This window comes from Caballeronia sp. 11_S32 (assembly GCF_056930355.1).
In genome coordinates, this window is the sequence record NZ_JBXOWH010000003.1 from 2,403,627 (window position 1) to 2,429,924 (window position 26,298).

At 64.5% G+C, this 26,298-nt stretch carries 25 protein-coding genes; 9 read left to right on the forward strand and 16 right to left on the reverse strand.

All coding sequences use genetic code 11. The features are described 5' to 3' along the window. Positions 1 to 201: 201 nt before the first annotated feature. The 4 genes from lplT (at position 202) to AC1Z32_RS22915 (ending at position 6,385) form a co-directional block, all read left to right on the forward strand. Positions 202 to 1,500 (forward strand): lysophospholipid transporter LplT, encoded by a 1,299-nt coding sequence (gene lplT, locus AC1Z32_RS22900; protein ID WP_483480814.1) that lies wholly within the window; start codon positions 202 to 204, stop codon positions 1,498 to 1,500. Between the two features lie 209 nt (positions 1,501 to 1,709). Beyond that, positions 1,710 to 2,078, forward strand: a complete 369-nt coding sequence (locus tag AC1Z32_RS22905; protein WP_483480816.1) for an ElaB/YgaM/YqjD family protein — start codon at positions 1,710 to 1,712, stop codon at positions 2,076 to 2,078. A gap of 247 nt (positions 2,079 to 2,325) precedes the next feature. Continuing rightward, the gene (gene mutS / locus AC1Z32_RS22910) at positions 2,326 to 5,028 is read left to right on the forward strand and encodes a DNA mismatch repair protein MutS (protein ID WP_483480818.1); all 2,703 of its coding nucleotides are present in this window, start codon (positions 2,326 to 2,328) and stop codon (positions 5,026 to 5,028) included. 55 nt (positions 5,029 to 5,083) lie between these two features. Continuing rightward, positions 5,084 to 6,385: a hypothetical protein gene (locus AC1Z32_RS22915; protein ID WP_483480820.1), complete on the forward strand. Its 1,302-nt coding sequence runs from the start codon at positions 5,084 to 5,086 to the stop codon at positions 6,383 to 6,385. Positions 6,386 to 6,428: 43 nt separating this feature from the next. Here AC1Z32_RS22915 and AC1Z32_RS22920 read toward each other — a convergent pair whose 3' ends face one another. Beyond that, a complete protein-coding gene (locus AC1Z32_RS22920) occupies positions 6,429 to 6,980 on the reverse strand; it encodes an FKBP-type peptidyl-prolyl cis-trans isomerase (protein WP_483480822.1) in 552 nt (183 codons plus the stop codon). Between the two features lie 33 nt (positions 6,981 to 7,013). Here AC1Z32_RS22920 and AC1Z32_RS22925 point away from each other — a divergent pair, with 33 nt between their 5' ends. Further along, positions 7,014 to 8,252, forward strand: a complete 1,239-nt coding sequence (locus AC1Z32_RS22925) for a JmjC domain-containing protein (RefSeq protein ID WP_483480824.1) — start codon at positions 7,014 to 7,016, stop codon at positions 8,250 to 8,252. Between the two features lie 268 nt (positions 8,253 to 8,520). Continuing rightward, the gene (locus AC1Z32_RS22930) at positions 8,521 to 8,781 is read left to right on the forward strand and encodes a hypothetical protein (protein WP_074173366.1); all 261 of its coding nucleotides are present in this window, start codon (positions 8,521 to 8,523) and stop codon (positions 8,779 to 8,781) included. 131 nt (positions 8,782 to 8,912) lie between these two features. On the opposite strand, the gene AC1Z32_RS22935 is transcribed toward AC1Z32_RS22930, so the two are convergent. From AC1Z32_RS22935 to AC1Z32_RS22980, 10 genes are all read right to left on the reverse strand, one after another. After that, positions 8,913 to 9,686 (reverse strand): MBL fold metallo-hydrolase, encoded by a 774-nt coding sequence (locus AC1Z32_RS22935; RefSeq protein WP_483480826.1) that lies wholly within the window; start codon positions 9,684 to 9,686, stop codon positions 8,913 to 8,915. Positions 9,687 to 9,723: 37 nt separating this feature from the next. Next, positions 9,724 to 10,866 (reverse strand): outer membrane protein assembly factor BamC, encoded by a 1,143-nt coding sequence (gene bamC, locus AC1Z32_RS22940; protein ID WP_483480828.1) that lies wholly within the window; start codon positions 10,864 to 10,866, stop codon positions 9,724 to 9,726. Positions 10,867 to 11,048: 182 nt separating this feature from the next. Beyond that, complete coding sequence (gene dapA, locus AC1Z32_RS22945) at positions 11,049 to 11,954, reverse strand: 4-hydroxy-tetrahydrodipicolinate synthase (protein WP_483480830.1); 906 nt, start codon at positions 11,952 to 11,954, stop codon at positions 11,049 to 11,051. Positions 11,955 to 12,017: 63 nt separating this feature from the next. Continuing rightward, a complete protein-coding gene (locus AC1Z32_RS22950) occupies positions 12,018 to 12,602 on the reverse strand; it encodes a class I SAM-dependent methyltransferase (RefSeq protein ID WP_483480832.1) in 585 nt (194 codons plus the stop codon). Continuing rightward, on the reverse strand, positions 12,602 to 13,804 hold the full coding sequence (locus AC1Z32_RS22955) for a tryptophan--tRNA ligase (protein WP_062601388.1): 1,203 nt from the start codon (positions 13,802 to 13,804) through the stop codon (positions 12,602 to 12,604). Before AC1Z32_RS22955 ends, AC1Z32_RS22950 begins: the two co-directional genes overlap by 1 nt. A 4-nt stretch (positions 13,805 to 13,808) precedes the next feature. Further along, on the reverse strand, positions 13,809 to 14,474 hold the full coding sequence (locus AC1Z32_RS22960) for a site-2 protease family protein (RefSeq protein WP_483480834.1): 666 nt from the start codon (positions 14,472 to 14,474) through the stop codon (positions 13,809 to 13,811). 131 nt (positions 14,475 to 14,605) lie between these two features. After that, on the reverse strand, positions 14,606 to 15,235 hold the full coding sequence (locus AC1Z32_RS22965) for an L-threonylcarbamoyladenylate synthase (protein ID WP_483480836.1): 630 nt from the start codon (positions 15,233 to 15,235) through the stop codon (positions 14,606 to 14,608). 153 nt (positions 15,236 to 15,388) lie between these two features. Beyond that, a complete protein-coding gene (locus AC1Z32_RS22970; RefSeq protein ID WP_483480838.1) occupies positions 15,389 to 16,219 on the reverse strand; it encodes a 3',5'-nucleoside bisphosphate phosphatase in 831 nt (276 codons plus the stop codon). An 84-nt stretch (positions 16,220 to 16,303) separates the two neighbouring features. After that, positions 16,304 to 17,188 carry an alpha/beta fold hydrolase gene (locus AC1Z32_RS22975; RefSeq protein ID WP_483480840.1) on the reverse strand — a complete coding sequence of 295 codons (885 nt, stop codon included), beginning with the start codon at positions 17,186 to 17,188 and terminating at the stop codon, positions 16,304 to 16,306. A gap of 60 nt (positions 17,189 to 17,248) precedes the next feature. Continuing rightward, positions 17,249 to 18,088 carry a ferritin-like domain-containing protein gene (locus AC1Z32_RS22980; protein ID WP_483480842.1) on the reverse strand — a complete coding sequence of 280 codons (840 nt, stop codon included), beginning with the start codon at positions 18,086 to 18,088 and terminating at the stop codon, positions 17,249 to 17,251. Between the two features lie 270 nt (positions 18,089 to 18,358). On the opposite strand from AC1Z32_RS22980, the gene AC1Z32_RS22985 reads away from it, so the two are divergent. The 3 genes from AC1Z32_RS22985 (at position 18,359) to AC1Z32_RS22995 (ending at position 20,396) form a co-directional block, all read left to right on the forward strand. After that, positions 18,359 to 18,883, forward strand: a complete 525-nt coding sequence (locus AC1Z32_RS22985; RefSeq protein ID WP_061123873.1) for a gamma carbonic anhydrase family protein — start codon at positions 18,359 to 18,361, stop codon at positions 18,881 to 18,883. Positions 18,884 to 18,927: 44 nt separating this feature from the next. Next, on the forward strand, positions 18,928 to 19,878 hold the full coding sequence (gene hslO, locus AC1Z32_RS22990; RefSeq protein WP_483480844.1) for an Hsp33 family molecular chaperone HslO: 951 nt from the start codon (positions 18,928 to 18,930) through the stop codon (positions 19,876 to 19,878). 164 nt (positions 19,879 to 20,042) lie between these two features. Beyond that, entirely contained in the window at positions 20,043 to 20,396 is a 354-nt protein-coding gene (locus tag AC1Z32_RS22995; RefSeq protein ID WP_483480846.1) for a hypothetical protein, read from the forward strand. An 87-nt stretch (positions 20,397 to 20,483) separates the two neighbouring features. On the opposite strand, the gene ftsB is transcribed toward AC1Z32_RS22995, so the two are convergent. The 5 genes from ftsB to AC1Z32_RS23020 form a co-directional block, all read right to left on the reverse strand. Then, positions 20,484 to 20,951, reverse strand: coding sequence for a cell division protein FtsB (gene ftsB, locus AC1Z32_RS23000; RefSeq protein WP_062601396.1), 468 nt, complete (start codon positions 20,949 to 20,951; stop codon positions 20,484 to 20,486). 113 nt (positions 20,952 to 21,064) lie between these two features. Continuing rightward, positions 21,065 to 22,348 (reverse strand): phosphopyruvate hydratase, encoded by a 1,284-nt coding sequence (eno, locus tag AC1Z32_RS23005; protein WP_483480848.1) that lies wholly within the window; start codon positions 22,346 to 22,348, stop codon positions 21,065 to 21,067. 401 nt (positions 22,349 to 22,749) lie between these two features. After that, positions 22,750 to 23,604 (reverse strand): 3-deoxy-8-phosphooctulonate synthase, encoded by an 855-nt coding sequence (kdsA, locus tag AC1Z32_RS23010; protein ID WP_483480850.1) that lies wholly within the window; start codon positions 23,602 to 23,604, stop codon positions 22,750 to 22,752. Then, positions 23,601 to 25,295 (reverse strand): CTP synthase, encoded by a 1,695-nt coding sequence (locus tag AC1Z32_RS23015; RefSeq protein WP_483480852.1) that lies wholly within the window; start codon positions 25,293 to 25,295, stop codon positions 23,601 to 23,603. Before AC1Z32_RS23015 ends, kdsA begins: the two co-directional genes overlap by 4 nt. 171 nt (positions 25,296 to 25,466) lie before the next feature. Then, positions 25,467 to 26,288 carry an alpha/beta fold hydrolase gene (locus tag AC1Z32_RS23020; protein WP_483480854.1) on the reverse strand — a complete coding sequence of 274 codons (822 nt, stop codon included), beginning with the start codon at positions 26,286 to 26,288 and terminating at the stop codon, positions 25,467 to 25,469. Positions 26,289 to 26,298 lie beyond the last annotated feature (10 nt).

Sequence of the window (26,298 nt, forward strand, 5' to 3'; positions counted from 1 at the left end):
TTCTGCGCCCTTTGTTTTTTCTCCCCTGGTTTTCTTCCCTCCGCTCGCGCCGCGGGCGCGCCGCCTGCTCTGCAACGAATGCAGGGCTCCGTTACAGTGCAGTCTTTCGCCCTCGTCTCAGAGGGTGCGCGCTTCATCCGCCCTTCTCCCGTTTTTCCGCCGCGCGGGCCGCATGTCAGGTCCGGCACGTCATTCCCGCTCATGAAAAAAGGCTTCTACACGATCATCGCCGCGCAATTCGTTTCGTCGCTCGCCGACAACGCGCTCCTGATCGCCGCGATCGCGATGCTCGCCGTCGTACGTTCCGCGCCGTGGGTCACGCCGCTCTTGCAGATTTTTTTCACGATCTCGTATGTGGTGCTCGCGCCATTCGTCGGCGCATTCGCCGATGCGATCCAGAAGCGCCACGTCATGTTCATCTCCAACGCGCTGAAGGCGGCAGGCTGCGCGATGATGATCGCGGGCATGCATCCGATGCTCGCGTATGGCGTCGTCGGTCTGGGCGCGGCTGCGTATTCGCCCGCGAAGTACGGCATTCTCACGGAGCTGCTGCCGCCGCAGAAGCTGATCGCGGCGAATGCATGGCTCGAATCCGCGACCGTCGGCTCGACGATTCTCGGCACCGTGATCGGCGGCGCGCTCGTGAGCCAGGTCGTCGCGCGCTGGGTCGCGCACGCGCATCTGCCGTTCGTGAGCACTGCCGCGCACGCCGCGCTTTTCGCGGTGATGCTGATTTACGCGTCGGCGGCGGTCATCAACGTGTTCATCCCCGATACCGGCGCGCGCTACCCGAACCTTCTGACCGAGCCGACGAAGCTCGTCAACGATTTCTCGCACTGCTTCATGGTGCTCTGGAAAGACAAGCTCGCCCAGATCGCGCTGTGGGTCACGACGCTGCTCTGGGGCGCGGCCGTCACGCTGCAGTTGCTCGTGCTCAAATGGGCCGATGCGAACCTCGGCCTCTCGCTGTCGAAGGCGGCCGTGCTGCAGGGCATAACGGGCTTGGGCATCGCGCTCGGCGCGGCGGCGGCATCGGCGTGGATCGTCCTGCGCCAGTCGCTCAGGGTGTTGCCGGTGGGCGTCCTGATCGGCGCCGTGGCCGTCGCGATGGCGTTCTACAACAAGGACCTTTTCCCGGCCGGCGCGGGCGTGCAGATCGGCCCGTTCTTCGCGCCGGCGTACATTCTGATGGCCTATCCGCTGATGATCGCGCTCGGTGGTCTGTCCGGCTTTTTCATCGTGCCGATGAACGCGATCCTCCAGCATCGCGGCGCGACGCTGCTATCCGCCGGACATTCGATCGCCGTGCAGAACTTCAACCAGAATCTCGCCGTGCTGGCGATGCTCGGCGCCTACGCGCTGCTCTTGACGTCGAAGGTGCCGGTGCAGTGGATCATCGTCGTGTTCGGGCTGTTCGTGTGCGCGATGATGGCGCTCGCGATGCGCCGCCACACGCAAAACGAGCGCGAAACGGACCTCGGGGCGCTCGTCGAGGAATGAAGCTTGCTCAACGGTGTATTCTGGGTTCATGCCCCGCCGCCGGCCGACCAGAAAGAAAGGGAGGGAACGCGGGCGGCGGGGCACGGGTCGTAATGTTGTAACGGCAGTAAGCGGCGCGCCGGGCCATCCGCGCCGCAAAACGACACAGGACGACACGAAGCGAGCCCGGCGTCATTCTTCCTCGGCAACGTCAAGAAAGGAGCAAGGAAATGGGATTGTTCACACGTTCGACGCTCGACAGCAAAATCAATGGCGCAGCCAACCTTGGCGAACGCGCGGTGCGCGGTACGAGCGACGCGGTCGATTCGGCCAGCGGCCAGTTGCGCAGCCTGCTCGACGATCTGGAAAGTTCGATCCAGAACGCGAAGGACATCGACGCGGACAAACTGCGCAAGGAATTGCAATCGAAGCTCAAGACCGCGCGTTCGCAGATGAACGGCGCGAGCGGCGCCGTCGCAAGCCGGCTCAACGATGCAGCCGGCTACGCCGACGACTTCGTGCATGACAAGCCGTGGCATACGCTCGGCGCGGTGGCGGGACTCGCGTTGCTCGTCGGGTATCTCGCCGGGCGCGCGTGACGCGTCCTGACCTCACCGGCACTGGCCGCTGGAACCGCAGCGCGTTCGTTCCGGCGGCGCGCGTCGCTCTCGCGGAATTTGCGCGGGCGCGCTCATCTCGTTGCGCCCGCTGATCGCATTCCATTGGCCATTCGGCCGACTCTGCGCGCATCCCGCGACAGGTTAAACTCATGCCCTATCGGCTGATTTGCGGCCGGCGCACGTTGCGTCCGGCCGTTTGGTCATTCCGGCTTCCACAGCAGGCAAGATGGGCAATCACACGGCAACTCCCGACACCTCTTCCGACACCGCGCCGCTCGCGGACCTGTCGCAGCACACGCCCATGATGCAGCAGTATCTGCGCATCAAGGCGGAGCATCCCGGCACGCTCGTTTTTTACCGGATGGGCGATTTCTACGAGCTTTTCTTCGACGACGCCGAGAAGGCCGCGCGTCTGCTCGATCTCACGCTCACGCAGCGCGGCGCTTCGGGCGGCAATCCGATCAAGATGGCGGGCGTGCCGCATCACGCGTGCGAGCAATATCTCGCGAAGCTCGTGAAGCTCGGCGAGTCGGTTGCGATCTGCGAGCAGATCGGCGATCCGGCTACATCCAAGGGGCCGGTCGAGCGCAAGGTGGTGCGCGTCGTCACGCCGGGCACGCTGACCGACGCCGCCCTGCTCTCCGATAAAAGCGATGTCTACCTCCTCGCGCTCTGCCCCGCGCATAACCGGCGCGGCCTCGTGACGAGCGTCGGTCTCGCGTGGCTCAATCTCGCGAGCGGCGCGCTGCGGCTCGCGGAAGTCGCGCCCGGCCAGGTGAGCGCGGCGCTCGAGCGCATTCGTCCGGCGGAAACGCTTATCGCCGATTCGATCACGGACGTTCAGGCATCGCTCGGCGTGGCGAATCCCGGCGCAAATCACGTCGCCATCACACGTGTTCCCGCGTGGCACTTCGACGTCGGCTCGGGCACGCAGCGCTTGCGTGAACAACTCGATGTCGCGAGCCTCGACGGTTTCGGCGCGCAGACGCTCACGTGCGCGTGCGGCGCGGCGGGCGCCCTGCTGCTCTACGCCGCCGCGACGCAAGGCCAGCAACTGCGCCACGTGCGCAGCCTGAAGGTCGAGTACGAATCGGAATACATCGGGCTCGATCCGGCCACGCGGCGCAATCTCGAACTGACCGAAACGCTGCGCGGCACCGAATCGCCCACGCTTTTCTCGCTGCTCGATACCTGCTGCACGACCATGGGCAGCCGTCTGTTGCGTCACTGGCTGCATCATCCGCCGCGCGATGCATCGATTGCGCAGGCGCGCCAGCAGGCGATCGGCGCATTGCTCGACGCGCCCACGAGCGGCGGTCTCGACACCTTGCGCGGCGCGCTGCGCAAGATCTCGGACATCGAGCGCATCACGGGCCGCCTCGCGCTGTTGTCGGCCCGGCCGCGCGATCTGTCGAGCCTGCGCGATACCTTCGCCGCACTGCCCGATCTGCGCGCGCTCGTCGCGGGTGTCGCCGCGCACACGTCGGCGCTGGAGCGCATCACCGCCGCGCTGGAACCGCCGCACGAGTGTCTCGATTTGCTGACGGGCGCCATCGCGGCCGAGCCCGCCGCGCTGATTCGCGACGGCGGCGTGATCGCGCGTGGCTACGATCCCGATCTCGACGAACTACGCGATATTTCGGAGAACTGCGATCAGTTCCTGATCGATCTCGAAGCGCGTGAACGCACGCGCACGGGCATCGCGAACCTGCGTGTCGAGTACAACAAGGTGCACGGCTTCTATATCGAGGTGACGCGCGGGCAGACCGACAAGGTCCCCGACGATTATCGCCGCCGTCAGACGCTCAAGAACGCCGAGCGCTACATCACGCCGGAGCTGAAAACCTTCGAGGACAAGGCGCTGTCGGCGCAGGAACGCGCGCTCGCCCGCGAACGCGCGCTCTACGATGCACTGCTGCAGAACCTGCTGCCCTTCATTGCCGATTGCCAGCGCGTCGCCGGCGCACTCGCCGAGCTCGATCTCCTGTGCGCGTTCGCGGAGCGTGCCCGCGCGCTCGACTGGGTCGCGCCGGAATTCACCGCCGATGCGGGCATCGATATCGAGCAGGGCCGGCATCCGGTCGTCGAGGCGCAGGTCGAGCAGTTCATCGCCAATGATTGCTGTCTCAGCCAGGACCGCAAGCTCCTGCTGATCACCGGCCCGAACATGGGCGGTAAATCGACCTTCATGCGTCAGACCGCGCTCATCGCGCTGATGGCGCACGTCGGCAGCTACGTGCCCGCGAAGCGCGCGCGCTTCGGCGCGCTCGATCGCATCTTCACGCGCATCGGCGCGGCGGACGATCTCGCTGGCGGCCGCTCGACCTTCATGGTCGAGATGACCGAAGCGGCGGCCATTCTCAACGACGCGAGCGCGTCGAGCCTCGTGTTGATGGACGAGATCGGACGCGGCACCTCCACCTTCGATGGCCTCGCGCTCGCGTGGGCCATCGCGCGGCATCTGCTCACGCACAACGGCTGCTACACGCTCTTCGCGACGCACTACTTCGAGCTCACGCAATTGCCCGCGGAGTTCGCGCAGGCGGCGAACGTGCACTTGTCGGCGGTCGAGCACGATCACGGCATCGTGTTCCTGCACGCGGTGAGCGAAGGTCCGGCCAATCAGAGTTACGGGCTGCAGGTCGCGCAGCTCGCGGGCGTGCCAGCCGCGGTGATCCGCGCGGCGCGCAAGCATCTCGTGCATCTGGAGCAGCAGTCGATCGGCCAGCCCACCGCGCAGTTCGATCTGTTTGCGAGCCAGCCGGCTGCGCCTTACGAGGACGAGCCGCAGCCCACGGAAACGCCCGAGCATCCCGTGATGGAAAAGCTGCGCGCGCTCGATCCGAACGATCTGCGTCCGCGCGATGCGCTCGATCTGCTCTTCGAACTGCATGAACTGGCGAATAGTCCGCCGGATGCCTCGCGTTGAGGGTGCCGCGGCCGCGCGCGTGTCGGGTGCCGCGCGCCTGAGGAGCGCCTTGAGGATGACGGTCGCGCTCGCGCTCGCGTGCGGCGCGATCGCTCACGCGCAGGCCGAGGGCAATGCGCCGCTCGCCTTCGCCGTGATCTCCGACGCACTCACGCGTCCCGCCGACGAAGCGCCGGTGCGCCGCATGCTGGACGCCATCGGGCGCGACGGCAACATCGCGTTCATCGTCTACGACGGCAATTTCAAGGGCAACGCCGAACCGTGCCGCGACAGCGTCTATCAATCGCGCCACGACTTGCTGGACGCGTCGCGCACGCCGCTCGTCCTGCTGCTCGGCCAGCACGACTGGGCCGATTGCGGCCTCGCGCACGCGGGCGCCTACGATCCCGTCGAGCGGCTCGATTTCGTGCGTCAGCTTTTCTTCATCGATGCAACCGCGCTCGGCCAGACGCCGCTCACGCTCTCGCGCGAAAGCGATGTGGCGCGCTTTCGCACGTTCCGGGAAATCGTGCGCTGGCAGGCGCAAGGCATCGCGTTCATCGGCCTCAACGTGCCGAGTCCGAACAATCACTATCTGACCGCGGGCGGGCGCAACGGCGAGTTCGAAGACCGCGCCGTCGCCACGACCTTCTGGCTCGAACATGCGGCGGAATCGGCGCGGCGCAGCGACATGCGCGCGCTCGTCATCCTGCTTCAGGGCGATCCGGATTTTTCGCGCTACGAAAAGCGCGACCGTTTTGCCTGGCTGCGCTTCTCGCACTCGAACCAGCCGCGCGACGGCTTTCTGGAATTGAAGCGCAGCCTCGTGAAATCGGCGGAGCTGTTTCGCGGGCCGGTCATCGTGATTCACGGCACGGATGCGCCCGAGCCCAACGGCTTTCATATCGATCAACCGTTGCGCAACGACAAGGGCTTGACCGTCACGAATCTCACGCGCGTGGCGGTCGCGTTCAGGAAGCCGCAATCGCAATGGCTCGAAGTGCAAAGCGATGCGCAATGGCATCCGCCGTTTCGCCTGCGCGTGCGCGATGTGAAGGAGTCACGCACGCGCGAACCGGCCGCGCCGGCGCCGGAAACGCCCGCGCAATCGAGCATGCCGTATGTGCCGTACCCTGCTCCGTACCCCGCGCCGCAGTCCACGTTGCCCGCATCGATGCCGCCCGCGATGCCGCGCAACGATCTGCCCGAATCGCTGCCACCGCCGCCGTCGATGCCCCTTCCGGCCTCCGACCTGCCGCCGATCCTCACACCGCCGCAAGCGCTGCCGCCGATCTATCCGGTGCCCGCATCGGGTGCGCAGAACGGCGCGCCGCCAGCTCCCAGGAGCGACGACAGGAGCAAGCCGGGCGGGCAATAAAAAAGCGCAGCCGCGGCTGCGCTTTTTTCATGGGCCCATGCCCTCAGTGAAGCGTGGGACCCGCATCCTTGCGCGGTTCGTCGTCATCGTCCTCTTCGTCCTCGTCGACGACGTGCAAGCCGTCAGCGCCATGCGCATGCTGATGCTCGATCTCGTCGTCGGTCGCCGTGCGCACTTCCTGCACCGACAGCGCAAAACGCAGCGCCATGCCCGCGAGCGGATGATTGCCGTCGAGCACGACTTTGTCTTCGGCGACATCGGTCACGGTGTAGATGAGCGAGTCGATGTCGTCGTCGCCGTCTTCCGGCGTGCCTTCGAACTGCATACCGACTTCCAGCGGCTCGGGAAAGCGGCTGCGCTCTTCGATCTTCACGAGTTCGGGATCGTATTCGCCGAACGCATCCTGCGGCTCGAGCTGAATGAGCGTTTCATAGCCCGCCTCGTGGCCGTCGAGCGCTTCCTCGATCTTGGGGAACGTGCCATCATAGCCGCCGTGCAGATAGACCATCGGCTCGTCGCTCTCCTCAATCAGATTGCCTTGCGCATCCGATAGCTTGTACGCGACCGAAACGACAGTGTCTTTCGCAATTTTCATTGGATCCTCCAAGATACAAGCCTCGATTATACGATGCCCAAGCGGCCACAATACGCAACACCTTCCCCCGTTTCCGGCCTTCCCGAGCACGCTCGCGCGCCCTTGCCAGACGAACTCACGCCCTTGTTGGGCAACCGCACGCCGCGACAGTTCATGCGGCGTTACTGGCAGAAAAAGCCGCTTTTGATCCGCCAGGCGATTCCCGGCATCGCGGCCCCGCTGCAGCGCGACGAACTCTTCGAGCTCGCCGATCTCGATGACGTCGAGTCCCGTCTCATCACACATTTCCGCAATACGTGGAATCTGGAGCACGGCCCATTCGCACCCGACGAACTGCCTTCGATCAGGAAGCGCGAATGGACCCTGCTCGTGCAAGGCGTGAACCTGCACGACGACCGCGCGCACGCGCTGATGAACCGGTTCCGCTTCATCCCCGACGCGCGCCTCGACGATCTGATGATCTCGTATGCCACGGATGGCGGCGGTGTCGGACCGCACTTCGACTCTTATGACGTCTTTCTGCTTCAGGTTCATGGCAAGCGCCGCTGGCGCATCGGCGCGCAGCGCGACCTTTCGCTAAAACCCGGACTGCCGTTGAAAGTTTTACAGCACTTCGAGCCCGAGGAAGAGTGGGTGCTGGAGCCGGGCGACATGCTCTATCTGCCGCCGCACATCGCGCACGACGGCATCGCCGAGGGCGAATGCATGACGGCATCCATCGGCTTTCGCGCGCCCTCCGCGCATGAGCTCACGGCACAGTTTCTGTATCACCTCGCGGAGCGCGCGGAGGATGCATCCGACAACGCCCGTGCGAACGCGCGCTATCGCGATCCGGCTCAGGAGCCCGTATCAAGTCCGGCCGCCCTGCCCGGCCTTCTGATCGAGCGCGTTGGCGCGATCCTTGCGAACGTGGACTGGAACGAAAAGGACATCGCCGCGTTTCTGGGCACCTATTTGAGTGAGCCGAAAGCCAACGTCGTATTCGACTCGCCGGAGCGCGCGCTGAATGAGCAAAAATTTGTCGCTCAGGCGAAAAAATCTGGTCTGAGGCTGGATAGAAAGACTATTTTGCTGTACGACGCACGGTCATATTTCGTAAATGGCGAAGCCGCGGTCTTGTCGTCGAAGCTTAAAAAGTGGCTCCCGGAATTGGCCGATACTCGTCGTCTAGAGGCGAAACGCTTTGTAACACTTACAGACGAATCGTCAATGACAGCGCTGCTGCACGAATGGTATCGTGCGGGCTGGATTCGGATGGGCGCTTTGCCTTGACAGGCTTGCCTTCACGAGACTTCCCGGCACGCTGCGGATGCTAGAATTTTGCTGTTCCGCAATATGAAAGTTTGTATGAGAAAGACAACGTATCGGCCCCTGATTTATCGACGGTCGTTACGAAAGTGCCTATAATTTCCGGCCAAGCCGTAGGAAGTCTCACACAAAAAAGAATTGTGAGTCTCCACAGCGGCCCAGGTCGGTGTTGGAGCACACATTACCGGTACTTTGCGCTGTTGCTTACCTTTAACCATAAAAGGACGTGATCATGAAGAAATCCCTCCTCGTAGCATCCCTGTTGGCTGCTGTTGCTCTGGCTGCATGCAACAAGTCTAGCGAAACGGCTGCTCCGAGCGCTGCAAGCGAAGCGCCGGCAGCTTCGGCTCCGGCTGCTGCTGCTTCGGACGCAAACGCTGCTGCATCGAGCGCTTCGGCCGCTGCTAGCGACGCAGCTTCGGCTGCTGGCGCGGCTTCGGACGCTGCTGCTTCGGCTGCTACCGCAGCTCCGGCATCGGGCGCAAGCCAGTAAGGCGTATCGGCGCCACATTGTGGCGCTGCGCCTTGGGGCCGCTCCGAGCGGCCCGCCAACGAAAAAACCGGCTCTTGGGCCGGTTTTTTCATATCTGCTTTGCGCGCAGCTTCTAGCTCACGCGCGGCTCGTCACAGCGTGAGCCAGTCGAAGCCTTCCGCCTGCGTCGCGACGACCACGTCGACAGCCGAGGCGCCCACGACCGCCGCAAGGGCGGCCTGCGCCAGATGCGGCAGATTGTTTTGCTGGCTGAGATGAGCGGCCACGAGATGACGCAGCCTGGAACGATCGAGCGACGCCAGAATGGCCGCCGCCGCTTCATTATTCAGGTGTCCGTGAGTCCCGCCGATGCGCGCCTTCAGCGAGGGCGGATAGCGGCTCGCGGCGAGCATCTCGACATCGTGATTGGATTCGAGCACGAGCGCGTCACAGCCGCTCAGCACATTCGTGATATGCGGCGTCGACCCGCCGACGTCCGTCAAGACGCCGAGGCGGCACGCGCCGTCGGAGAACACGTATTGCAGGGGCTCGCGGGCATCGTGAGGCACGGTGTACGGCAGCACGCTCAGATCGCCGATGGCGACGCTCTCGTCGCCCCATAACACGTTCAGTTCGACGTTGGCTTCATCGGCGCCAATCGCGCGCGCCGTGCCCCAACTCATGTGCAGTGGAATGGACCATCGGCGCGCGAGTGTCAGCGCGCTGCCGATATGGTCCGTGTGCTCGTGCGTGATGACGATGGCGTCGAGATCCTCGGCGCGGCAATCGAGGCGCGCGAGACGGCGCTCGACTTCCTTGCCGGAAAAACCGCAATCGAGCAGCACGCGCGTCGTGGTCGTGCCGCTCGATGCCTCGACGAGCAATGCATTGCCCTCGCTGCCGCTGCCGAGACTGGCGAATCTCACAATGAACTCATGATCGACTGAATATGACGCGCGTCGTCTAGTTCAACTGAGCATGCAGCAAGGACACGATGCGCTGCGCATCGGACGAGGTGTCCGGCTGACCGTTCGCATCGATCACGCCCACTTGCGTGAGCGAGTCCGCCTTCGGCTTCACATTGACGAGGAACTGACGCGTGGGCTTCGGCGTGTTGCCCGAGAAGAACTTGCCGAAGAGGCCGTCTTTTTTCAGCTCCGCCATGGAGTCCGAATAATGGACGTAGTAAATGCCCTTGTCGCGATCGCGATTGTCGACCGTGAAGTTGGTGCGATCGAGCGCGAGGCCCACGCGCAGCCATGCGCGATCGAAGGGCTCGGCGAGATCGAGCGTGGAGCCGCCCGCGCTCTGGGCCACCGCCACCTTCGCGCCCGACGGACGCGCCTCTGCCATCAACTTCTGCGACTGCTTTTCAGTGAGGCCGAACTTCTGCATCATCTTCGTGAGGACCGCGGCTTCGAGCTGCGGATTGCGCGGACGCGCTTCCCAGCGCGACGACGTCTTGTCCTGCCCCGTCAGCACTTCTTCCATCGCGCTGTGCGTAACGGAGATGTCCGTCGAGCCGTCGGATGCGCGGTCCACCTGCGTGCGGAACATGTCGCGCGTGCCCGACGAATAAGCGAAGTCGAGCAGCTTGCCCACGCTGTTGCGGAACCAGTCGTTCGGAATATTTGCGCGGTTCTCGGCCCAGTCGGTGGACATGATGCCGGTCTGCGGCGCGTCGGTCTTGAGCGTGAAGCCGTTCTCTTCCCAGAACTCCTTCAGCGGTCCCCAGATCTGATCGGGCGAGCGGCCGTCGACGACGAGCCAGCGGCGGTCGCCGTCGCTCTCGACGTGCATGCCGTACGGGTCCTGCGTGTTCGGCACGCCGAGCGTCGCGTTGCCCGCCGGCGTGACCGAGCGCTCCGCGGCGCCGCCCAGCGCGTTGATCTTCGGCGGCGCGGCATAGCGCTGGCTGATGTCGGCGGTGGACAGATCCGACGGCACGCTGAGCGAGGGTGCGGTTTCAGCAGCCTTGTAGTTGACGCGATCCGGCGCGAGCCAGTCGTTGAGCGTATCGCAACCCGCGAGCGCGAAGAGCGCGCTGGCGCCGAGCGACAACACGCTCAGGCGTTTGGCTTGAGTAAGAAGAGCGGAACGTTTCATGAGGTCCTTCTTTGCTGCTGATGACGCATTGCCTCGCGCCGGCCCCGCTCTACCGGAGCGGGTCGGCGAGACGAATGTTGAGGCCAATGAGCGGCGGTTGATGGCTGACGGTGAGGTTCATCTCGATCACTTGCGGCGGCACGGGCTTTCGATTCTTTGGACTCGGGCGCCGCCGCATGTGATCAGGCGAGAAGCCCGGAATCGCGCAACGCGTCACGCACCACGTCGTGATAGCGCGCGTCGAGCGGCGTGAGCGGCAGACGGATGCCGCCTTCCATGCGGCCCAGTTCGGCGAGCGCCCACTTGGCCGGAATCGGATTCGATTCGCAGAAGAGTTGCTTGTGCAGCGACAGCAGCTTCAGATGGATGCGGCGCGCGGTGATGGCGTCGCCTTCCAGCGCGGCGCGGCAAAGCTGGCTCATTTCCTTCGGCGCGACGTTGGCCGTCACCGAGATGTTGCCGTGGCCGCCGAGCAGCATTAGCGCGATGGCCGTGGGATCGTCACCGCTGAAGATCGAGAAATTCGCCGGCGCGTGCTTGATGAGATGCGCCGCACGGTCGATGTTGCCCGTCGCTTCCTTCACGCCGATGATGCCCGGCACGTCGGCGAGGCGCAGGATCGTCTCGTTGCTCATGTCGGCGACGGTGCGGCCCGGCACGTTGTAGAGCAGCACGGGAAGATCCACCGCTTCAGCGATCGCCTTGAAGTGGCGATACATGCCTTCCTGCGTCGGCTTGTTGTAATACGGGACGACCTGGAGCGTGGCGTCGGCGCCGACCTTCTTCGCGTGCTTGGAGAGCTCGATGGCTTCCGCGGTCGAATTGCCGCCCGCGCCCGCGATGATCGGGAAACGCCTGGCCGTGTGCTCGACGGCCGTCTGGATCATGAGGATGTGCTCTTCGACCGACAGCGTGGCCGATTCGCCGCTCGTGCCGACCACGACGAGACCGTTCGAGCCTTGCTCGACGTGCCAGTCGATCAGTTTTCGAAACGCCGGCAGATCGAGACTACCGTCCTCGTGCATCGGTGTGACGATGGCAGGAATGCTGCCGCGGATCTGGATGCCGCCGTGTGTTCCGTTTGTCATGAAACTCTATGAATTTAATCGTGAATTTAATCGCAAAAAGCGATATTACGCGATTGTAGCGGATTAGCCGGTCAGCGCGTAACGTGGCGGACCCGGGGGTGTGTTACCAATCGTGAGCGCATTTTCCGCTGACCGCGATACGCGAACCGCGCAAATCCGCTGCACATAGGCAGGACGAGGATCGTCGAGAAATCCGTCCTCGTACGCGATCACGCGCAGCCGCCCTCTGACTGTTTCGAGCAGTTCGCCGGGTTCCAGCAAAAACGCCGGATTCGACGGCTTGCCAATGCTGCCGTTGCCCGCCGCGAAGGTTTCGTAGATCAGCACGCCACCGGGCGCGAGCGCGTCCATCAAATGCCCGAACAGCGGCCGATGCAGATAGTTCGTCACGACGACCGCGTCGAACGTTCGGTCGTTCGAAAGCGGCCAAGGCGCGTTTTCGATATCGGCGGACACTGTTTCGATGCCCTCGCCTGGCGGCATCGACGCCAGCGCGTCGGCGTCGCGATCGACAGCAAGCACGGAAAAGCCACGCGCGGCGAACCAGCGCGCGTGCCGGCCGCGGCCCGATGCCACATCGAGCACCGCGCCGCTCGGCGCAACCAGATGCGCCCAGCGCTCGACCCACGGACTCGGCGCGCCTTCCATCAGTTGTAGGACAGGCCCATGGCCTCGCGCACTTCGCGCATCGTCTCGGTGGCGAACTTGCGGGCCTTGTCGCAGCCGTCCGCGACGATCGCGCGCAACAGCGACGGATCGTCCATGTACTTCTGCGCGCGCTCGAGCATCGGCTGCTGCTCGCGCAGAATGCCTTCGATCACCGGCTGCTTGCACTCCAGACAGCCGATACCGGCGCTGCGGCAGCCCTTTTGCACCCATTGATGCGTGGCTTCGTCGGTGTAGACCTCGTGCAGCTTCCACACCGGGCACTTGTCCGGATCGCCCGGGTCGGTGCGCCGCACGCGCGCCGGGTCGGTCGGCATCTTGCGAACCTTCTGCTCGATGGTCGCCGCGTCCTCGCGCAGCCCGATGGTATTGCCGTAGGACTTCGACATCTTCTGCCCGTCGAGGCCCGGCATGCGCGACGCTTCGGTCAGCAGCACCTGCGGCTCGACGAGGATGATCTTGCGCGAGCCTTCGAGATAGCCGAACAGGCGCTCGCGGTCGCTCATCGACAGGCTTTGCGATTCCTGCAGCATCGCGCGCGCTTGCTCGAGCGCTTCGTCGTCGCCTTCCTGCTGGTACGCGACGCGCAACTCGTGATACAGCTTCGAGCGCTTGCCGCCGAGCTTCTTCGCGGCTTCCATCGCCTTTTCTTCGAAGCCCGGCTCGCGGCCGTAGAGATAGTTGAAGCGGCGTGCGATCTCGCGCGTCATCTCGACGTGCGGCACCTGATCCTCGCCGACCGGCACGAGCGACGCGCGATACAGCAGGATGTCCGCCGCCATCAGCACCGGATAGCCGAGGAAGCCGTAAGTGGAGAGATCCTTCTCCCTCAGCTTCTCGATCTGCTCCTTGTAGGTCGGCACGCGTTCGAGCCAGCCAAGCGGCGTGCCCATGCCGAGCAGCAGCGAGAGCTCGGCGTGCTCGGGCACGCGGCTCTGGATGAAGAGCGTCGCCTGCGCCGGATCGATGCCCGATGCCAGCCAGTCGATGAGCACTTCCCAGACGTTTTTCTCGATGACCTCGGGCGTCTCGTAGTGCGTCGTGAGCGCGTGCCAGTCGACCACGGCGAAGAAGCACGGGTATTCGGACTGCAGCCGCACCCAGTTTTTCAGCACGCCGTGATAGTGGCCGAGGTGCAGCGACCCGGTGGGCCGCATGCCGGAGAAGATACGGTCAGGGAACATGATGTTATGGAAAGAGTGAAGCGAGGGGATTCAGAATAGCCGACACCGCCGTATAACCGACGTTCACGAGCGGGCTCAGCCAGAAGCGCGTCAGCACGCCGGTCACGACGAGCGCCATCACGATGAAGAAGCCGTAAGGCTCGAGCTTCGAGAACGCGATCGACGCGCGCACCGGCAGCAGCGCCATGACCACGCGTCCGCCGTCGAGCGGCGGCAAGGGAAAGAGGTTCAGCACGCCGAGCACGAGATTCACGCCGACGCCCGCGGCGGCCATGCGCGTGACAAATGGCTCGTCGACGTGAAAGGCCGCGAGCAGCACCGCGATCACGCCCCAGACGATTGCCTGCACGAAGTTGCTGCCGGGGCCCGCCGCCGCGACCCACAGGCTGCCCCAGCGCGGATTGCGCAGATTGCCGAACGCCACCGGCACGGGCTTCGCGTAGCCGAACATGAACGCGCCGCTCGTCACGAAGTACAGGACGATTGGAATCACGATCGTGCCGATCGGATCGATATGGCGCATCGGATTCATGGAAACGCGGCCCAGCACGTAGGCCGTGTTGTCGCCGAGCAGACGCGCGGCATAGCCATGCGCGGCCTCGTGCAGCGTGATCGCGAAGATCACCGGGAGCGCGTAGACCGCGATGGTTTGTATCAGGGAAGGATCCATAGGACGGTATTGTATCAAGCAGGCAGGTCTGTTCCGATGCGCGCAATCAGGCCGGGCGCGCACGATTTCGCCCCATGATGTGCGAGAACGCTTATTCGGGTCTTATGCCCGTGTGCGCTACTGCGCGGCGCTTACGCCGTGAGCCCGAACGGTTCGAGACTGCCTCTCCCCGCGCGCACGAGCACTGGCTCCCCCGATGAAAGGTCGATCACCGTCGAAGGTTCCGCCGGACACGCGCCGGAATCGATCACGAGCTCGATCTGCCGTTCCAGGCGCTCGCGGATTTCCTCGGGATCGTTGAGCGGCTCGGTATCGGGCGGCAGGATCAGCGTCGATGCCAGCAGCGGCTCGCCGAGCGCCTCCAGCAACGCAAGCGTGATCGCGTGATCCGGCACGCGCAGCCCGATCGTCTTGCGTGATGGATGCGAGAGCCGGCGCGGCACTTCCTTCGTCGCCTGCAGCACGAACACGTACGGGCCCGGCGTCACCGATTTGATCAGCCGGTACTGCTGGTTGTCGACCATCGCGAAATTGGACAGCTCGGAGAGATCGCGAACGAGCAGCGACAGAAGCTGTTTGTCGTCGATGCCGCGTATACGTCGCAGGCGCTCGACCGCGTCTTTATCGTCGAGATGGCAGCCGAGCGCGTAGCTCGAATCCGTCGGCAGCGCGACGAGCCCGCCGTCCTTGATGATCTGCACGGCCTGGTTGATGAGCCGCGGCTGCGGATTGTCCGGATGAATGCGAAAGAATTGAGACATGGCGACGCCTTGTTGTTTCGATCGTTTTCGCGAAGGTCGGGCGCGGCGCGAGCCAGTGCGCGAGCGCGCCTTCACGCGTGATGCGTGCGGAAAATCACCATTGATGCAAAGACCGTGCGCGCGAGGCGAAAGAGGCTCGCACGCGGGAAAGCGCTAAAGCCAGCGCTCCCAGACAGGCGTGAGATCGTCGGGCAGCGGCGGCAGCAGGCCGAGATCGACGCGCCCTTCGCCCGCTCCGTGGAAGTCCGAGCCGCGCGACGCCTCGAAACCGTAGCGGCGCGCGACATCGGCGTATTCGCGGTATTGATCGGGCGTGTGGCTGCCCGTCACGACCTCGATCGCGCGGCCGCCGAGCTGGATGAACTCGTCGAAGAGCGCGGCGAACTGGACCGGCGTGTAGTCGTAGCGCCCCGGATGCGCGATGATCGGCTCGCCGCCCGCATCCTTGATCCACTTCATCGCGTCCGCGAGTTTCGCCCAGCGATGTCCGACGTAACCCGGCTTGCCTTCACCGAGATAACGCGCGAAGACGTCGGAGGTGGACTGCGCGTAGCCCGCTTCCACCAGAAAGCGCGCGAAGTGCGTGCGCGAGATCATGTCGGGATCGTCGGTGAAGCGCAGCGCGCCTTCGTAGGCATTCGGAATGCCGACCGCGGCGAGTGCCTCGCCGATCGCGACGCCGCGCGCCGCGCGCCCGTTGCGTGTGGACGCGAGCCCGTTGCGCAGCGCTTCGTTCGCCGGATCGACGTTCATGCCAACGATATGCACCGTGCGCGACGCCCACGTCACCGAGATCTCGACGCCGGGCAGATAGCCCATGCCGAGCGCCTCGGCGGCCTGGCGCGCTTCGTCCTGCCCGCCCAGCTGATCGTGATCCGTGAGCGACCACAGCGTCACGCCGTTCGCATGCGCGCGCGCCGCGACCTCGGCGGGCGCGAACTGGCCGTCGGACACGGTGGAGTGGCAATGCAGATCGGCGTTCATCATGGGCTCGTGGATATCACTCACATTCTAACTGTATCGGCATGACACGCCGATTATGTAGTCGCTTCGTTCCGGCAGCGCCGCTCACGTGCAGAACGACTCGATCAGCGCCGCGATGCGCTCCGGCTGGTCGTGATGGATCATGTGACCCGCCTCGTCGACGATTTCCTCGCGCCAGTCGGGAAACACGTCGAAGCGCGTCTTGAACTCGGCGACGGGCATCTTCCCCGCGAACACCGCGAGCGCCGGCGAATCCTTCGCTTCGACGTGCAGCACCGGCGCCTCGACGCGCGCCCACACGGCGCTCACTTCATCCAGCCGATAAAGCGTCGGTCCGCGCAGCTTGTGCGCCGGATCGGCGAGCAGATGGAAGCGCCCGTCCGCTTCCTTGCGCGACCAGTGCTGCGCGAGATAGCGCGCACGATGGCGGGCAAGACGCGGATTCGTGCGGATGAGCCGGTCGGCGACTTCATCGAGGTTCGCGTAGCTGCGCAGCGCAGGCGGCGCGCGCAGATCGTCGAGCCATTGCGCGATGCGTCCCGGAGACTGCGAGGCGCGCGCGGCAGCGAGCCCGAAACCTTCCAGATCGACGACGCGGCGCACGCGCTGCGGGCGCACGCCCGCGTAAAGCAGCGACACGTTCGCGCCCATGCTGTGGCCGACGAGATTCACCTGCGCGCCCGGCGTGTAGTGGTCGAGCAGCACGTCGAGATCGGCGAGGTAATCGGGGAAATAGTAATGGCCGCCGCTCTTCTCTGCGACCGGCCAGTCCGACAGCCCGAAGCCGCGCGCATCGGGCGCGAGCACCTGCCAGTCGCCGGCGAGCGCATCGACGACGAACTGGAACGACGCGCCGATATCCATCCAGCCGTGCAGCATGAAGAGCATCGGGGCGTCGGGCGAGCCCCAGCGGCGCACGTGCAGACGCACGCCACGCACATCGACGAATTCGGAGCGCGATTCTTTCATGGTCTCGTCTCGGATCGGATGAAAAAGGATGATCGTTCGATTATAGCGGCGATGTACGCGCTACTTTGCGTCGTCGAGTCCGGCGAGCGCGCGCAGCTCCGCCTCGTCGAAGCCGGCGTCGCGGCGGGCCTCGAAGTTGAACGGGCCGCGCAGCTTCGGCGCGTGATAGCGCTCGGCGAGGCTTTCGTAGGTGGCGTGGGGATCGAGATTCTTGCCGTCGCACAGGAAACGGAACCAGCGATTGCCGATCAGCACGTGCCCGATCTCATCGCGCAGGATCACGTCGAGGATCGCCGCCGACGCGTGATCGCCCGCCTGCGCGAGGCGCTTCCTGATCGGCGGCGACGCGTCGAGTCCGCGCGCCTCCAGCGTGCGCGGCACGAGCGCCATGCGCGCGAGCACATCGCCGCGCGTGCGCTGCGCCATCTCCCAGAGGCCGTCGTGAGCGGGGAAATCGCCGTAGGCATGACCGAACTCGGCGAGCCGCGCGCTCAGCAGCGAAAAATGATGTGCTTCCTCGGCCGCCACTTTCAACCAGTCGAGATAAAATTCAACTGACATCGACGGAAAGCGCCATACCGCGTCGAGCGCGAGGTTGATTGCGTTGAATTCGATGTGCGCGAGCGCGTGCAGCAGCACGGCACGCCCTGCTTCCGACTGCATGCCGCGGCGCTTCAGCGACGAGGGTTCCACGAGTTCCGGGCGCTCGGGCCGTCCGGGCAAGTCGCCCGGCTCCTCGAACGTGGCGCTCGGATCGATACGCGACGACTCCGCGCGCACCGCGTCCCACAGCGCGCCGGCGCGCGCCGCTTTCGCAGCGGGCTCGCGCTCGCGCAGGATGCCGAGCGCCGCGCGGCGTGGGCAGTTGTCGGCGTCGGGGAATATCGTTGGCTCGTGCATCGGACTATCTCGAAAACAGGCGGCGAATGCGGCGGTCAGGCGGACCAATGTCGCAAACAGCTAAAATGGTAATCCCGGCGTACGCCGCATCACGCGCAAGCATCGGCGCAAGCATCGGCGCAAGCATCGGCGCAACAATCGGCGCAAGCATCGGCGCAAGGATCGCGCGATGACGCCGATCACGCCGCACCGGCAGGCGCGCATTTTAGCGCCACAGCCACGCGGCCCAGCGCGCACCCCACCTTCACGACACCACGCCCAGGAGACAATGTGGCCATCTACAAACTCGGCGACGACGCCCCCACCATCCACGAAAGCGTGTTTCTCGCGGACACCGCGACCATCATCGGCCGCGTGACGCTGGAGGAAAACGCGAGCGTCTGGCCCGCCGCCGCGCTGCGCGGCGACAACGAGCCGATCGTCGTCGGGCGCGGCAGCAACGTCCAGGAAGGCGCCGTGCTGCACGCGGACCCGGGCTTTCCCCTGACGATCGAAAACGACGTCACCGTCGGCCATCAGGCAATGCTGCACGGCTGCACGATCAAGGAAGGCTCGCTGATCGGGATTCAGGCGGTGGTCTTGAATGGCGCGGTGATCGGCCGCAACTGTCTGGTTGGCGCGGGCGCGGTCGTCACCGAAGGCAAGGTGTTCCCGGACAACACGCTGATTCTCGGCTCGCCCGCGAAAGCGGTGCGCGAGATCGGCGAGGCGGATATCGCCCGCATGCGCGCGGCCACGGCAAGCTATGCCGACCGTCGCGAATATTACAAGGCGCAGCTCGTGCGCATCGGCTGAGCATCGCGCAAGACGGCATCGGCCCCATTACCCAAGGAAGAGTTGTGAACGACCAGTTGCAGAAATTCATGTTCAACGCGGCGCCCGTGCGCGGCGAGATCGTCTCATTGCGCCACACGTGGCAGGAAGTGCTTGCGCGCCGCGCCTATCCGCTGGCTGTGCGCAACGTGCTCGGCGAGATGATGGCCGCCTGCGCGCTCCTGTCGGCGAACCTCAAGTTCGACGGCACGCTCGTCATGCAGATCTACGGCGACGGCCCGGTGAAGATGCTGGTCGTGCAGTGCAACTCGAACCTCTCGCTGCGCGCCACCGCCAAGCTCGCGGAAGGCGTGGAGGGCGAGCTCGAGAACGAGATGTCGCTCGCCGATCTGCTGAACCGCCACGGGCGCGGCCGCTGCGTCATCACGCTCGATCCCGCCGATAAAAAGCCGGGGCAGCAGCCGTATCAGGGCATCGTGCCGCTGTCGGGCGAGCATGGCCCGCTTGCGTCGATGGCCGAGGTGCTCGAGCACTACATGCATCACTCCGAGCAGCTCGACACGCGCCTGTGGCTCGCGGCCGATACCGATCGCGCGGTCGGCATGCTGCTTCAGAAACTGCCGGGCGATGGCGGCATCATCCCTCATCCGGGTGAGCACGACGCCGACACCTGGCAGCGTGTTTGCCACCTCGGCAGCACGCTTTCGAATGAGGAATTGCTGAAGGAAGAGCCGGAAACGGTCTTCAAGCGCCTCTTCTGGCAGGAGAACGTGCAGCACTTCGATCCCGCGCCGGCGCGCTTCCAGTGCACGTGCTCGCGCGAAAAAGTGGGCGGCATGCTGAAGATGCTGGGCCGTGAGGAAGTCGACAGCGTGCTCGACGAACGCGGCAGCGTCGAAGTGCATTGCGAGTTCTGCAACCAGCGCTACGACTTCGACGCCGTCGACGTCGCGCAACTTTTTGTCGCAAAAGAACTCTCACAAGGCGTGAGCCCGGCGTCGGACCAGCGGCACTGAGCGCCCGCAGGAGCCTTGTACAGCGGGCGTTACGTCGCATTGGCCGGCGCGCGGGAGGCACGGCGCGCGGCCGTCGCGCCCACCCGCCGCGGGTGTCTCGCGATATACGCCGCGCGCTATGATGGGGCTCTTGTTTAGTTGTCCGACCCGCTGGAGGTCGCCAGATGAAAACCGCAACGCTCAACCTGAAACTCGCGTCGTGCATCGCCGGGGTGGCGCTCGCCGCCGGCTGCACGATGGACCCGCCCGGCCCCGCGCCCATCTATAGCCGCCTGCCCGACACGCCGCCCGCGGTTCAGCAAACGCTGACCCCGCAACAGGAGATGGAACGCTATAACGCCATCGACAAGCAAGCGCTGAACGAATCGCAGCAGGCCGCAGCAGCGGGCAACGCCGCGAAGACGATGTCGCAGTTCTACGCCCCCATGCCGGTCTCGGTCTATGGCGGATATTCGAGCGGCGGCTGGGGTGGCGGCCCGTACTGGGGCGTCGGCACCGGTTTCGGCACCTCGTGGTGAGCGAAGAAGCAAGCAGAAGCCGAATACAAAAATGGCGCGGTCGATGTGACCGCGCCATTTTTTGTATTGCCCGATGAAGCCGCCACGCTACTGCGCCGCGCCCTCCTGCTTCTTCTTCGCTTCGGCCGCTTTTTCCTTCTGCGCCTTCTTGTCCATGTCGCGCAACTCCTGCTTCGAGCGCGAAACGGGATTCGGCACCACGCGCAGCGGCGCCGCCGAGACCTGACCGCGCGTCGAGCCGGTGACGCCCGGCACGTTCGCCGAATTGACGGGCGCGGTGGAATTCGGCGAGACGAACTGCACGAAGACCTCGCTGTCCTTCACCATGCCCATCTCGTAGCGCGCGCGCTCTTCCACGGCGGCCGTGCCGCCTTGAAGATCCTGCACTTCGCCCTGGACGCGCTCGTTGCGCAATCGAAGGTTCGTGTTCTTCTCCGTCTGCTGCGCGAGCTGCTGCTGCAATTCATGCACACGCAGCCAGCCGCCGTGCCCCCACCAGAGCGGGTATTGGATCAGCACCAGCAACAGAACCAGAACGACAGTTACGAGCCGCATTCACGTAGCCGAAATAAGCGCCGCCCCGCGGCGAGAAAACCGTTGGGCGGCGGGCTTCAAAGATGACGCATCAAAGACCACTAAGCGTCTTATCGACTAAAGCGGCAAAAGCTTTAGCGCAAGTTGTAGAACGCCGACTTGCCCGGGTAGCTGGCGATATCGCCGAGATCTTCCTCGATGCGCAGCAGCTGGTTGTACTTCGAGATGCGATCGCTGCGCGACAGCGAACCCGTCTTGATCTGACCGGCGTTCAGGCCAACTGCGATATCCGCGATGGTCGAATCTTCCGTTTCGCCCGAGCGGTGCGAGATGACGGCGGTGTAGCCCGCGCGCTTGGCCATTTCGATCGCCGCGAAGGTTTCCGTCAGCGTGCCGATCTGATTGATCTTGATCAGAATCGAGTTCGCGATGCCCTTCTCGATGCCTTCCTTCAGGATGCGCGTGTTGGTGACGAAGAGATCGTCGCCGACGAGCTGAACCTTCTTGCCGAGACGGTCGGTCAGGATCTTCCAGCCTTCCCAGTCGGACTCGTGCATGCCGTCCTCGATCGAGACAATCGGGAACTTGTCGGCGAGCGCGGCCAGGTAGTCGGTGAATTCCGCCGACGACAGTTGCAGGCCTTCGCCCGCGAGCTGGTACTTGCCGTCGTGGTAGAACTCGCTCGCCGCGCAGTCGAGCGCGAGCAGCACGTCTTCGCCCGCGCGATAGCCGGCTTTCTCGATGGCTTGCAGGATGGTCGACAGGCACTCGTCGTTGCTGCCGAAGTTCGGCGCGAAGCCGCCTTCGTCGCCCACCGCCGTGCTCATGCCGCGCTCGGCCAGGATCTTCTTCAGCGCATGGAACACTTCCGCGCCGCAGCGCAGCGCTTCACGGAAGGTCGGCTGGCTCACCGGCACGATCATGAATTCCTGGATGTCCAGGCTGTTGTTCGCGTGCGCGCCGCCGTTGACGATGTTCATCATCGGCACGGGAAGCTGCATCGCGCCCGAACCGCCGAAGTAGCGGTAGAGCGGCAGGCCGGCTTCTTCGGCGGCGGCCTTTGCGACCGCCATCGACACGGCGAGCATCGCGTTCGCGCCGAGGCGCGACTTGTTGTCGGTGCCGTCGAGCTCGAGCAGGGTCTTGTCGAGGAAAGCCTGTTCCGAGGCGTCGAGGCCCATGATGGCTTCGGAGATCTCGGTGTTGATGTGTTCGACGGCCTTCAGCACGCCTTTGCCGTTGTAGCGGCCGGCTTCGTCGTCGCGCAGCTCGATGGCTTCGCGCGAACCGGTGGACGCACCCGACGGCACCGCGGCGCGGCCCATCGTGCCCGATTCGAGCAGCACGTCACATTCGACGGTCGGATTGCCTCGCGAATCGAGAATCTCGCGTCCGATGATATCTACGATAGCACTCATGGTTTCCTCAAGAAATGACGATGAATTCTGTCAGTCACAACGAAGCGCGCCGCGTGTTTTTACACTTCGATACACCCATCGGCGCGCGCTTCACTGGCTTCGCTCAGACCTTTCGATGACCGCCGGGTTCAGCTCCGGCGTAGCGAGCGGTCATATCGGGATCGGCGATTCATCGCGACCTGGCGCAGATGCCGCCCTCATCGCGAATCGAATCCGATCCGCATCGCTTTCGTGGGGAGCGGGCGTTGGTCCCGCTGATTTGCGGGTATCGCCCTGATGCGTTGCACGCTCCTCCGTTGCTCCGGTCACTCCAGGTGAACCGTTTTCGCGACGCGGGCGCCGATCAGGACGCCCGCGTCTTACTGCCTTGTGCTGCCGTTTGCTGCTTTTTCTGCCGATGCTCAGTTGAAATCGTTCTCGAGGAACGCGCCGCTCTTCACCGCGCGATCGATAGTAATGAGCGTGTTGAGCAGCGCTTCCATGTGATGCAGCGGCACCGCATTCGGGCCGTCCGACTTCGCGCAGGCCGGGTCCGGATGCGTCTCCATGAAGAGACCGGCCACGCCCGTCGCGACCGCCGCGCGCGCCAGCACCGGCACGAACTCGCGCTGACCGCCCGAACTCGTGCCCTGCCCGCCCGGCAACTGAACCGAGTGGGTGGCGTCGAACACGACCGGTGCGCTGGTTTCGCGCATGATCGCGAGCGAGCGCATGTCGGACACGAGGTTGTTATAGCCGAACGACACGCCACGCTCGCACGCCATGAAGCGGTCTTCCGACAGACCCGCTTCACGCGCCGCGTCGCGCGCCTTGTCGATCACGTTCTTCATGTCGTGCGGCGCGAGGAACTGGCCCTTCTTGATGTTGACGGGCTTGCCCGAACGCGCGCACGCGTGGATGAAGTCGGTCTGACGGCAGAGGAACGCGGGCGTCTGCAGCACGTCCACGACCGATGCGACCGCTTCGATCTCTTCTTCCGTGTGCACGTCGGTGAGAACGGGCACGCCGAGCTGCTTCTTCACTTCGCCGAGAATGCGCAGCCCTTCGTCCATGCCGGGACCGCGAAACGACTTGCCCGAGCTACGGTTCGCCTTGTCGAACGACGACTTGTAGATGAACGGCACGCCGAGCTTCGAGGTGATTTCCTTGAGGCGTCCGGCGACGTCGATCGTCATCTGCTCCGATTCGACCACGCACGTACCGGCGATCAGGAAGAACGGCTTGTCGAGACCCGCTTCGAAGTGACAGAGCTTCATGCTTGCGCTCCTGCGGTGGCTGCTGCGCGGACCGGCGCCTTCGCACCGCTTGCCTCGGCGTGCCCGCGCGCCGCTTCGACGAACGCCTTGAAGAGCGGATGCCCGTCGCGCGGCGTCGAGGTGAATTCGGGGTGGAACTGCACGCCAACGAACCACGGGTGCAGCGACTGCGGCAACTCCATCATCTCGGGCAGATCCTCACTCGGGGTACGGGCGCTGATGATAAGCCCGCCCGCCTCGAGTTGGGGCACGAAACGGTTATTGACTTCATAACGGTGACGATGACGCTCGTTCACATCGCTGCCGTAGATGCGCTCGGCCATCGTGCCGGGCTTGATCGGGCACTTCTGCGAGCCGAGGCGCATGGTGCCGCCGAGATCCGACTCCTCGTTGCGCTTCTCGATGCGGCCCGCGCGGTCGTACCACTCGGTGATGAGCGCGACGACCGGGTTCTTCGTGTCCTGATCGAACTCGGTGCTGTTCGCGTCCGCCAGACCGGCGACATCGCGCGCGAACTCGATCACCGCGAGCTGCATGCCGAGGCAGATGCCGAGATAAGGTGTCTTCGATTCGCGCGCATAGCGAATCGCCTTGATCTTGCCTTCCGTGCCGCGACGGCCGAAACCGCCCGGCACCAGCACGGCGTCGAGGTGCTTCAGCGCATCGGTGCCTTCGGCGTCGATCTGCTCCGAATCGATGTACTCGATGTTGACCTTCGTCGACGTATGAATGGCCGCGTGACGCAGCGCTTCGATCAGCGACTTGTACGACTCCGTGAGCTCGACATACTTGCCGACCATGCCGATGGTCACTTCGCTCTTCGGATTCTCGAGCTTCTGGACGAGATCCGACCACATTGTCAGATCGGCGGGCGGCGGCGAGAGCTTCAGTTCCTCGCAGATGATGTCGTCGAGATGCTGGTCGTTGAGCATCTGCGGAATCTTGTAGATGCTGTCCGCGTCCCACACGGAGATGACCGCGTCTTCCTGCACGTTCGAAAAGAGCGAAATCTTCTGGCGCTCGTCGTCGGGAATCGGGCGGTCCGCGCGGCACAGGAGCACGTTCGGATAGATACCGATTTCGCGCAGCTTCTGCACGCTGTGCTGCGTGGGTTTCGTCTTCAGCTCGCCCGCGGTCGCGATGAACGGCACGAGCGTCAGGTGCACGAAGCACGCGCTGTTGCGGCCCATGCGCAGGCTCATCTGACGCGCGGCTTCGAGGAACGGCAGCGATTCGATGTCACCCACCGTACCGCCGATTTCGACGATCGCGACATCCGGCTGGCCGCACGTGGCCGCGGCCGCGCCGCGCTCGACGAACGCCTGGATTTCGTTGGTGATGTGCGGAATGACCTGCACCGTCTTGCCGAGATACTCGCCGCGGCGTTCCTTGCGGATCACCGATTCGTAGATCTGGCCGGTGGTGAAGTTGTTGGCCTTGCGCATCTTCGTGCTGATGAAGCGCTCGTAGTGGCCGAGGTCGAGGTCGGTCTCCGCGCCGTCTTCCGTCACGAACACTTCCCCGTGCTGGAACGGGCTCATCGTGCCGGGGTCGACGTTGATGTAGGGATCGAGCTTGAGGAGAGTGACTTTGAGACCGCGCGATTCGAGGATCGCGGCGAGGGAGGCGGCGGCAATACCCTTGCCAAGGGACGAAACTACGCCGCCGGTGACGAATACATATTTGGTCATCGCTAGATGCTCGCGGGAAAAACGGATTATACCGTAAAGGCAGGTTCCCACGAAGCGCGCGCGAGCCGGGAGTTGGCTGCAAATAGGCGCGTTTTCATGCCGTTCGCGCGGATCATTTCGCCGCGCATTCGTCAAGCCCCGAGGGCGTGCTCGGTCCCTTTTGACGCATCGTCAGAGGGATGACCGCATCGCCTTAAGCAGGCGCTGCACTGCGCGCGCGGTGTCGATCGGGCGCTCCATTGGAAAGAGATGGCTGCCTTCCATCCATTCGAAATACTCGCCCGCGATGCGCCGCGTCATGCCGAGTCCGACCTGCCGCACTTCACGCGAAAGCGTCCCCGCGACGAAGCCGACCGGCACCGGCGCGCCGTGCGCGAGCCGCGCGCCGAGCGTGTGCGGCAGCGTGCGGTAGATCAGGTACTCGACGTGCCGGTCGAACGCGAGCGTGCGCGCGCCGCTCGCATGAGTCTGCGGCATGCCGAAGTCGATATAGTCGGCGAGCATGCGCGCGTCCCAGCGCGCGAACGCGGGCTTCGCCAGGAAATGCCGCCATGCCTCCTCGCGGCTCGCCCATTGCGTGCGGCGCTTCTTCGTCGCGGCGGCGGGCGACAGCCGCTCGTCCAGCCCGGTCCATTGCGTGACGCGCAACAGGCTGCTCTTCCAGCCCGCGATCACCGGCGAGTCGAGCATCACGACACCCTTCACCCATTGCGGACGTTTCAGCGCCGCCATCAGCGAAAGATAGCCGCCGAGCGAATGCCCGACGAGCCACACTTTCGGATGCCCTTCATCGGCATCCCGGCGATAGCGGCTCATATCGTCGATGAGCTGATCGACGAGATACGGCCAGTCGCGCGTGACCGGAAAGCGCGCGTCATGACCGATGCGCTCGATGCTGCGAATCTCGTAATCGTCGGCAAGCGCCGAGAAGATCGTGCGATACGTCGACGCCGGAAAGCCGTTCGCGTGCGAGAAATGGATAATGTCTTTCAAGCGTGTCTCT